The sequence below is a fragment of the Ideonella sp. P3_A4 genome (assembly GCF_056403075.1).
The window spans coordinates 1-2,725 of sequence record NZ_JBFUGE010000729.1 but is presented as its reverse complement, the minus strand read 5'-3'; the positions used below and the strand labels follow the sequence as shown (position 1 = coordinate 2,725).

Annotated in this window: 3 protein-coding genes; all 3 read left to right on the top strand. The window is 71.9% G+C overall.

All coding sequences use genetic code 11. The annotated features are described in order from the left end of the window. Window positions 1-767: TetR/AcrR family transcriptional regulator (locus tag AC1DYI_RS31860; RefSeq protein WP_477208120.1), on the top strand; the 767-nt coding region annotated here is incomplete at its 5' end. A 24-nt stretch (window positions 768-791) separates the two neighbouring features. Next, entirely contained in the window at window positions 792-1,640 is an 849-nt protein-coding gene (locus AC1DYI_RS31855) for an alpha/beta fold hydrolase (protein ID WP_477208119.1), read from the top strand. Further along, on the top strand, window positions 1,637-2,725 hold a 1,089-nt coding region (locus AC1DYI_RS31850), incomplete at its 3' end, for an FAD-dependent oxidoreductase (RefSeq protein ID WP_477208118.1). The genes AC1DYI_RS31855 and AC1DYI_RS31850, both read left to right, overlap by 4 nt.

Genomic DNA, 2,725 nt, shown 5'->3' with positions numbered 1-2,725 from the left:
ACATACGACCGAATGTTATGGTTGTCAACATGAGCAGCCGACAACCGCCTCCGATCGTCAAGGCCGCGAAGCCAACCCGGCCGACCACGCCCGCTCGAAAGACGGCGGCGAAGGCATCGGCCCCGAAGACGAAGATCCCTGCCAAGCCGGCCTACCACCACGGCGACCTGGCGCGCGCGCTGGTGCGCTCGGCCACCACCTTGATCCAGCAAGGGGGGCCCGGCGCCCTGACCCTGCGTGAGGCGGCGCGCCAGGCCGGCGTCAGCGTCGCGGCGCCCTACCGCCACTTCGCCGACCGCGAAGCCTTGCTGGCTGCCGTGCTGGCCGAGGGTTTCGACGGCCTGGCCGAGCACACCGACCGCGCGCGGCGCAAGGCGCCCGATGCGCTGGCTGCCTTGCGCGCGGTAGGCCTGGCCTATGTCGAGTTCGCTGTCGCCAACCCGTCGGTCTACCGGCTGATGTTCGGGCCCGAATGCGACAAGCAGGCGCATCCCGATCTGATGGCCTCCGGCCAGCGGGCGTATGGCGTATTGGTGCAAGCGGTATGTGACGCGCAGGCCGCGGGCCTCGTCCAGCCCGGCCCGCCTGAAGTGGTGGCGCTGGCGGGCTGGTCGATCTGCCACGGCCTCGCCTCGCTGCACGCCGACGGCCTGCTGGAAGGCCGCCTGCCGTTGACGGTCGACCAGGCCGCCCAGCGGCTGGTGGATATGCTGCTGGCTGGCGCGGCGTTGCCGCCGCCTCGTGCAGCGCCGGCCAAGCGCCGCTGAGCCCACCTTCTTTTCGGAGAACCCATGCGCATCGAGATCGCCCCCGGCGTGCGCCTGTTTGTCGACGTCGACGGCTTCGGCCTGGTGCCCGACGGCCCGGCCATGCGTGAGAAGCTCACGCTGGTGCTGCTGCACGGCGGCCCCGGCTTCGACCACACCGGTTTCAAGCCGGCCTTTTCGCAGTTGACCGACATCGCGCAGATCGTCACCTACGACCACCGTGGCCATGGCCGCAGCGACGCACGCCCGGCCAGCGAATGGACGCTGGACAACTGGGCCGACGACGTGGTGCGGCTGTGCGACGCATTGGGCATCGAGAAACCTATCGTGTTGGGCCAGTCGTTCGGCGGCTTCGTCGCGCAGCGCTACCTGGCGCGCCACCCGGGCCACCCGGCCAAGGTGATCCTGTCGTCGACCTCGCCGGCGTTCAACCTGGAGCGCAAGCTGCCGGTGTTCGAGCGCCTCGGTGGCGCCGCGGCACGGCAACTGGCCGAAACGTTCTGGTGCACGCCAACCGAGGCCAACACCGAGCAGTACCTGCGCGAGCTGCACCCGCTGTACAACACCCGGCCACCCGCCAGCGCCGACGGCCGGCAACGGGCGCGTTACCGCCTGGACATCCTGCGCCACTTCATCGTCCACGAGATGCACGGCATGAACCTCGCGCCCGGCCTGGCCGCCGCGCAATGCCCCGTGCTGGTGATGGCCGGCGCGCATGACCCGGTCTGCCCGCCAGCCGACAGTGCCGACATTGCTGCCGCGCTGCCCGCCGGCCTGGCCGAACTGCAGGTCTACCCCGACAGCGGCCACGGCGCCTGGCGCGACGAGCCCGAGGCCGCGTTCGCCGCGTTGCGCCGCTTCATCCTCGCGTGACGGCCGCCTCGCGACGCATCGCGATCGTCGGCCTGGGCGCGGCGGGCCAGGCGGCCGCGATCGCGCTGAGCCGCCAAGCGCCCGACGCCGAGATCACGATCTTCGAGCAGGCCGACGAACCGGGCCCGGCCGGCGCCGGCTTCCTGCTGCAACCGACGGGGCAGGCGGTGCTCGCGCGCTGGGGCCTGTTGGCCGAAGCGCAGGCGCTGGGTGCACGCGTCGAATGCCTGCGCGGCCACAACCAGCGTGGCCGGCTGGTGATGGACATGCGCTACGACCACAGTGCGCCTCACCTGCAAGGTCTGGGCATGCAGCGTGGCGCCTTGTTCGAGCTGCTGCAGCGCCACCAGCCTGCCCGGCTGACGCTGCGCCCCGGCTGCACCATCACCCGGCTCGACAGCCAGACCGGTGAACTGCACGGTCACGGCGGCCAGCGCTGGGGTCCGTTCGACCTGGTCGTCGTGGCCGACGGCTCACGCTCGGCGCTGCGCGAGCAGCAGTTCGGCGTCGCCTGTGCCCGGCCCTACCGCTGGGGCGCCTGGTGGTGCCTGGTGCCGGCCGAAGGTTGGTCGCAACGGAACGAGCTGAACCAGCGCTACCGCCTGGCGCGCCAGATGGCGGGGCTGCTGCCGGTGGGCCGGCACCGTGCCGATCAGCCCGACAAGCTGTGCCTGTACTGGAGCATGCCGGCCGACCAGCCGCCCCCGACCGGTGCAGATTCACACGCAGTTGCGCAGGCGCTGGCCCCGTTGTGGCCCGAAGCCGCCGCCCAGCTGCGGGCGCATCCGCCCAGCCCGCTGGCCCACGCCACCTACCGCGCGGTGAATCTGCCGCGCTGGCACCACGGCCGGGCGGTGTGGATCGGCGACGCCGCCCACGGCATGAGCCCGCAGCTGGGCCAGGGCGTCAACATGGCGCTGCTGGACGCGATGCTGCTGGCCGACAGCCTGGGGCCGACCCTGGCACTGGACCGGCTGCCCCAGTTCGAGGCCACCCGCCGGCGCCACGTGCGCTGGTACCGCTGGGCCAGCCATGGCTTGACGCCTTTGTTCCAATCGAACGCCGACGCGCTGGCGCGGTTGCGG

Bases quoted from the DNA above. Each gene is read 5' to 3' on its own strand.
- AC1DYI_RS31855 (WP_477208119.1), top strand. From the start codon at position 792: ATGCGCATCGAGATCGCCCCCGGCGTGCGCCTGTTTGTCGACGTCGAC.